This is a genomic window from Pseudomonas sp. SDO55104_S430 (assembly GCF_054070595.1).
This window is the reverse complement of record NZ_JBSVXG010000296.1, coordinates 1-5,961: the sequence shown is the minus strand read 5'-3', so window position 1 is coordinate 5,961 and position 5,961 is coordinate 1. Positions and strand designations below refer to the sequence as shown.

The following is a 5,961-nucleotide window of genomic DNA, read 5'->3' as shown; positions in this document are numbered from 1 at the left end:
TGTTGGATGAGATCCTGTAGGAGCGAGGCTTGCCCGCGAAGAAGGCAGCGCGGTGAACCTGGTTCACCGCGCTTGATCGATCACTCCAGCGCCGCAGCCGGCCCGAAAAACTCGTAACGGCTCTGCTTCTCAGGCACACCCAGCGCCTTGAGGTGACGCTTGACCGCCGCCATGAAGCCCTTCGGCCCCAGGAAGTAAGCGTCCAGATCACGCTCGGCCGGCAGCCAAGCGTTCAACAGTTCCTGATCCAGGTAACCAACGCTGTGCGCCGCCGGGCTCACGCCGTCATCTTCGGCGTAGCAGTAGAAGCGTTTGAGTTGTGGATGACGCGCCGCCAGCCCTTCGATGAAGTCGCGGAAGGCGTGGACCTTGCCGTTGCGCGCGCTGTGGATAAAGTGCACCGGACGCCCGGTTTCCAGCGCCGCTTCGAGCATCGCAAGAGTCGGGGTGATGCCGACGCCGCCGCTGATCAGCACCAGCGGTTTGTCGCTGGCCGTCAGGGTGAACTCGCCCGATGGCGGGAACAGCTGGATGCTCTGGCCTACATGCAGCTCATCGTGCAGGTGGTTGGATGCGCGACCACCGGTTTCACGCTTGACGCTGATGCGGTACTGGCCATTGCTCGGACGGGCCGACAGCGAGTAGTTACGACGGATTTCTTCGCCATCGAGGAACAGTTTCATGCCGATGTACTGGCCTGGCTCTGCTGCCAGAATCGGGCCTTTGTCAGCAGGTTCGAAGTAGAACGAGGTGATTTCCGCGCTTTCTTCTACCTTGTTCACCACGATGAATTCCCGCGCCCCGCGCCAGCCGCCCGGTGCCTGTTCCTTCTGGTCGTAGATGCTGGTTTCGGCACCGATCAGGATGTCCGCCAGTTGGCCGTAGGCCGCACCCCAGGCCGCGATCACTTCCGGGGTGGCGATTTCTTCACCCAATACTTCAGCGATGGCGCGCAGCAGGCAGGTACCGACGATCGGGTAGTGTTCCGGCAGGATCTGCAGGGCCACGTGCTTGTTGATAATCTTCGCTACCAGGTCGCCCAACTGGTCGAGCTGGTCGATGTGGCGTGCATACATCAGTACGCCGTTGGCCAGGGCGCGCGGCTGGTCACCGGTGGCCTGGTGGGCCTGGTTGAACAGCGGACGGACTTCCGGGTACTCGGACAGCATCATGCGGTAGAAGTGAGTGATCAGCGCTTCGCCACCGCTTTCCAGCAGCGGTACGGTGGATTTGACGATGGCACGGTCTTGAACGCTAAGCATAAGGTGACTCCTGAACATCGAGGGTTTGTAAGGGACTGCTTTGTATATATCAGCATTCGTGCCAACTTTAATTTCCTTATAAATCAATACCTTAAAAATAAAGTAGTCATATCGACACAAGCGGCCTTATAGTCATACCGACTACACGGAGTCACTATGACTGCAAAATCTCTGCTTACCGCCCTGCTCCCCCTGGTCTCGGACCTGTCCCGCGAACTGCCTGAAGGCGAGCGTTATCGTCGCCTGCTCGAAGCCATGCGTGCCCTCCTGCCCCGCGATGCCGCCGCCCTGCTGCGCCTGGATGGCGAATGGCTGGTGCCGCTGGCCGTCGACGGTTTGAGCACCGACACCCTCGGCCGACGCTTCAAGGTCAGCGAACACCCGCGCTTCGAAGCCCTGCTCAGCAGCCCCGGTCCGACCCGTTTCGCCGCCGACAGTGACATGCCCGACCCTTATGACGGTTTGGTCGATGGCCTCGACGATCATCTGGAAGTTCACGACTGCATGGGCTGCCCGCTGTTCATCGACGAGCGCCCGTGGGGCCTGCTGACCCTCGACGCCCTCGATCCGGAGCAATTCGAACCGATCGAACTGGACGCCCTGGAAGCCTTCGCCAGCCTCGCCGCCGCCACGGTCAACGCCGCCGAGCGCATCGAGCGTCTGAACAATCGCGTCGAGGACGAACACCAGCGCGCCGAGGTCTACCGCCAGGCCAGCGGCCAGCAGAACCGTGAAATGATCGGCCAGAGCAAGGCGCACAAGCGTCTGGTGGAAGAAATCAATCTGGTGGGCGGCAGCGATCTGACGGTGCTGATCACCGGGGAAACCGGGGTCGGCAAGGAACTGGTGGCCCAAGCCATCCACGCCGCCTCGCCCCGGGCGGACAAGCCGATCATCAGCCTCAACTGCGCCGCTTTGCCCGACACCCTGGTGGAAAGCGAATTGTTCGGTCACGTGCGCGGCGCCTTCACCGGCGCGCTGAACGACCGGCGCGGCAAGTTCGAACTGGCCAACGGCGGCACGCTGTTTCTCGATGAGGTGGGCGAGTTGTCGCTGACAGTGCAGGCCAAGTTGTTGCGGGTGCTGCAAAGCGGACAGTTGCAGCGCCTGGGTTCGGACAAGGAGCACCAGGTCGATGTGCGATTGATCGCCGCGACCAACCGTGATCTGGCCGAAGAAGTGCGCAGCGGCCGCTATCGTGCTGACTTTTATCATCGTCTCAGTGTTTACCCGCTGATGGTGCCGGCCCTGCGTGATCGTGGTCGCGATGTGCTGCTGCTCAGCGGCTATTTCCTGGAACAGAACCGCTCGCGCATGGGCCTCAACAGCCTGCGTCTGAACAACGACGCCCAGGCGGCGCTGTTGGCGTATGACTGGCCGGGGAACGTGCGGGAGCTGGAACACCTGATCGGGCGAAGTGCGTTGAAGGCGCTGGGTAATTGCAAGGAGCGGCCGAAGATTCTGAGCTTGAGCGCAGCGGATCTGGATTTGCCCAATGGCGGGATGGAGGTGGCTGCCGAGCAGCCGGCCGCAGCCGCGATTGCCCTGGTGACCGGGGATTTGCGCGAGGCTACCGAGAACTATCAGCGTCAGTTGATCGGTGCTTGCCTGGAGCGGCATCACAACAATTGGGCGAGCGCGGCGCGGGAACTGGGGTTGGATCGGGCGAATCTCGGGCGGATGGCGAAGCGATTGGGGATGAAGTGATTTCCCTGTAGCAGCTGCCGAAGGCTGCGTCCGAGGACGCAGTCCTCGCCTCTGTTTACCTGATGTACCGTGTGCACAGGATTTACGACTGCTTCGCAGCCGGACGCAGCCTTCGGCAGCTGCTACAGGGATGGCCTCCGGTCACACAACCGGGGAATATCGCTAAAGCCTGCCCCCATCAAGTCGATAACCCGGCATCGATAGCTGTTGGCGATCCTCACGGTCGTCCGTCACCTTTTTCCACAGAAGGTACTTATGTCCTCCACCAAAGGCCGCGCGGATTCACTTTCGCTTTTGCTGTTCACCTTGCGTAGCGGCAAGTTGATGGCGATCAACCTGCTCAAAGTCAGTGAAATCATCCCCTGCCCACCGCTGACCAAACTGCCGGAGTCGCACCCTCATGTAAAAGGCATCGCCACCTTGCGCGGAGCCTCGCTGTCGGTGATCGACCTCAGCCGCGCCATTGGCGAGCGTCCGCTGGAAGATCCCAACGGCGGCTGCCTGATTGTCACCGACGTCAGTCGCTCCAAGCAGGGCCTGCACGTACAGGCGGTGAGCAAGATCGTCCACTGCCTGACCACCGACATCCGCCCGCCGCCCTTCGGCTCCGGTGGTTCTCGTGCCTACATCACCGGCGTGGCCTCGGTCGACGGCACGCTGGTGCAGGTGCTGGATATCGAGAAAGTCATCCACGGCATCGCGCCGGTGGAGATCGACATGGCGCCGACCGAACTCACGATGGAAGATGCCGAAATACTGGGCACCGCTCGCATCCTCGTAGTCGACGATAGCCAGGTCGCCCTGCAGCAATCGGTACACACCCTGCGCAACCTCGGCCTGCAATGCCATACCGCGCGCAGCGCCAGGGAAGCCATCGAGTGCCTGCTGGACCTGCAAGGCACCGCCCAGCAGATCAACCTGATCGTCTCCGACATCGAAATGTCCGAGATGGACGGCTACGCCTTCACCCGCACCCTGCGCGAGACGCCGGACTTCGCCCACCTCTACGTGTTGCTGCACACCTCGCTGGACAGCGCGATGAACAGCGAAAAGGCTCGGATGGCCGGGGCCAACGCGGTGCTGACCAAGTTCTCTTCGCCGGAACTGACCCAGTGCCTGATCACCGCGGCCAAGGCCGTGGCCGCCCAAGGGCATTGAGTCTTGGCCGGGGCCTATTGCTGGCTGATGCGGCGCGACCTCACCGAGGACGTGCCCGGCGTCGACTGGCCAACCGACATTCGATTGACCCATTACCGCCCCGAACTCGCCGCCGATGTGCATCAGTTGATGGCGCTGGGTTATCTGGACGGCGGTGGACGCGTGCCTGCGCTGGAGGTTTGGCAGCAGCGGTTTGAAAGCGATCCCGAATACGATCCCACGCTGTGTTTTGTCGCGCAGGATGACGGGGGTGTGGTCGCCGTTTGCCAGTGCTGGACCAGTGCCTACATCAAGGATCTGGTGGTGCATCCGCGGACTCGGCGACAGGGGCTGGGGCGTGGGTTGCTGCTGCACGCGTTCGGTGAATTCCGACAGCGGCGTGAGGGGTTTGTGGATTTGAAGGTGCTGGAAGACAACCTGCGGGCGCGTCGGTTGTATGAAAGCGTCGGGATGTGTGAGGTGCGTCGGGAATTGGTTCCGGACTGATTCACCGCCCAAATGCCCCTCGCCACAAATATGAGTTCACAACTCTAGCTCCTGCGCAGGGTGCACCGCACTTTTGCCGACCGGCATACTCCAACCTTGGCCATGACCTTCCAAGGATGCTGATCGATGAAAGCTGTCACCCTGACTTTGCTCTGCCTCACCGCCCTCGCCACCCAGGCCCAGGCCTCCAGCCCCGACGCCTGGGCTGCCTATGACAAAACTGTGCTCGCCAGTTGCACCAAGGCCAGCGGCCTGAAGAACGCGAAGCCGGTCGGCAACGCGGCGCAGTTCGATGATCGCGTCGGCTACACCGCCGTTCTGCTGCAGGGCCAGTACCCGCAAAAGCACATGAAAGGCGCCCAGGGCACCGAGCTGTGCCTTTACAACAAGCAGAGCAAAACCGCCTACGTGACCGAGTGGGACTCCATCCGCCCGACCGCCAAGGCCCAGTGAGTGGCGCATAACTTGCTTCGACAGGGCTTTTGCGGCGGTTTTCTGTCGCCGCTTCATGTCTTTGGATGCGACTGTGCGCTCGATGAATACAACGTTTTCCTGCGTAGGCTGTGGCAAATGCTGCCATGACCACCATGTCTCCCTGACCCTGCCGGAAGCCCGCATGTGGGCCGCCGACGGCGGTCAGGTGATCGTGCTGGTGGAAGCCTTTCTGAGCAACGGCCTGGGCCTGCCGGCAGAGCAACACGACCACGCCCGACGTCGATCCGCGCCGGTTCGCAGCGCCGACGCCGAGGCTTTCGTCGCCATCACTTTCGCCGCCTACAACGCCGGCGCCTGCCGAAACCTCGACGAAGACAACCGCTGCCGCATCTATGATCGTCGGCCGCTGGTGTGCCGTATCTATCCGATGGAAATCAATCCGCACATCCCGCTGAACACGGCGGTGAAAGAATGCCCGCCCGAATCATGGGAAATCGGGCCGCAGCTGATTGTCGGTGGCGAAGTGGTGGACCGGGAACTGGCGGAACTGATCCAGCGCTCCCGTCAGGCGGACCGTGACGAGATTCTGATGAAGGACGCGATTTGCGCCTTGCTGGGGATTCGTACGACGGCGCTGAAGGGCGATGGATTCACCGCTTATCTGCCGGACATGAACGAGTTCGCCAAGATCATCGATGAACTGCAGGGGCAGACACTGCCGGAGTGGGAAAGCGAGTGGCAGTTTCATCTGTCGAGTGAAGAGGTTGTTGGGCAGGTGCTGGCGACGGGGGCGCTGGTGGCGGGGGATGCGCCGAACTATGCGTTCATTTCTCTAAGGGCTGCTTGATTCAGCAGGTGTGCTGTATTTGAGGGCCTCTTCGCGAGCAAGCCCGCTCCCACATTAGTCCTGTGT

Annotated in this window: 6 protein-coding genes; 5 read left to right on the top strand and 1 reads right to left on the bottom strand. The window is 61.8% G+C overall.

All coding sequences use genetic code 11. The features are described from left to right. Positions 1-80: 80 nt before the first annotated feature. Complete coding sequence (gene hmpA / locus ACW9JE_RS27945) at positions 81-1,262, bottom strand: NO-inducible flavohemoprotein (RefSeq protein WP_457434593.1); 1,182 nt, start codon at positions 1,260-1,262, stop codon at positions 81-83. A 156-nt stretch (positions 1,263-1,418) separates the two neighbouring features. Here hmpA and norR point away from each other — a divergent pair, with 156 nt between their 5' ends. The 5 genes from norR to ACW9JE_RS27920 all read left to right on the top strand — a co-directional run bounded on the left by norR (position 1,419) and on the right by ACW9JE_RS27920 (position 5,895). Further along, positions 1,419-2,969: a nitric oxide reductase transcriptional regulator NorR gene (norR, locus tag ACW9JE_RS27940; RefSeq protein WP_457434592.1), complete on the top strand. Its 1,551-nt coding sequence runs from the start codon at positions 1,419-1,421 to the stop codon at positions 2,967-2,969. 255 nt (positions 2,970-3,224) lie between these two features. Continuing rightward, positions 3,225-4,127 carry a chemotaxis protein CheW gene (locus tag ACW9JE_RS27935; protein WP_457434591.1) on the top strand — a complete coding sequence of 301 codons (903 nt, stop codon included), beginning with the start codon at positions 3,225-3,227 and terminating at the stop codon, positions 4,125-4,127. Positions 4,128-4,154: 27 nt separating this feature from the next. Then, positions 4,155-4,613 (top strand): GNAT family N-acetyltransferase, encoded by a 459-nt coding sequence (locus ACW9JE_RS27930; protein WP_457434594.1) that lies wholly within the window; start codon positions 4,155-4,157, stop codon positions 4,611-4,613. A 126-nt stretch (positions 4,614-4,739) separates the two neighbouring features. Continuing rightward, complete coding sequence (locus tag ACW9JE_RS27925; RefSeq protein ID WP_457434590.1) at positions 4,740-5,066, top strand: hypothetical protein; 327 nt, start codon at positions 4,740-4,742, stop codon at positions 5,064-5,066. Positions 5,067-5,148: 82 nt separating this feature from the next. Continuing rightward, the gene (locus ACW9JE_RS27920) at positions 5,149-5,895 is read left to right on the top strand and encodes a YkgJ family cysteine cluster protein (protein ID WP_457434589.1); all 747 of its coding nucleotides are present in this window, start codon (positions 5,149-5,151) and stop codon (positions 5,893-5,895) included. The last annotated feature ends 66 nt before the right edge of the window (positions 5,896-5,961 follow it).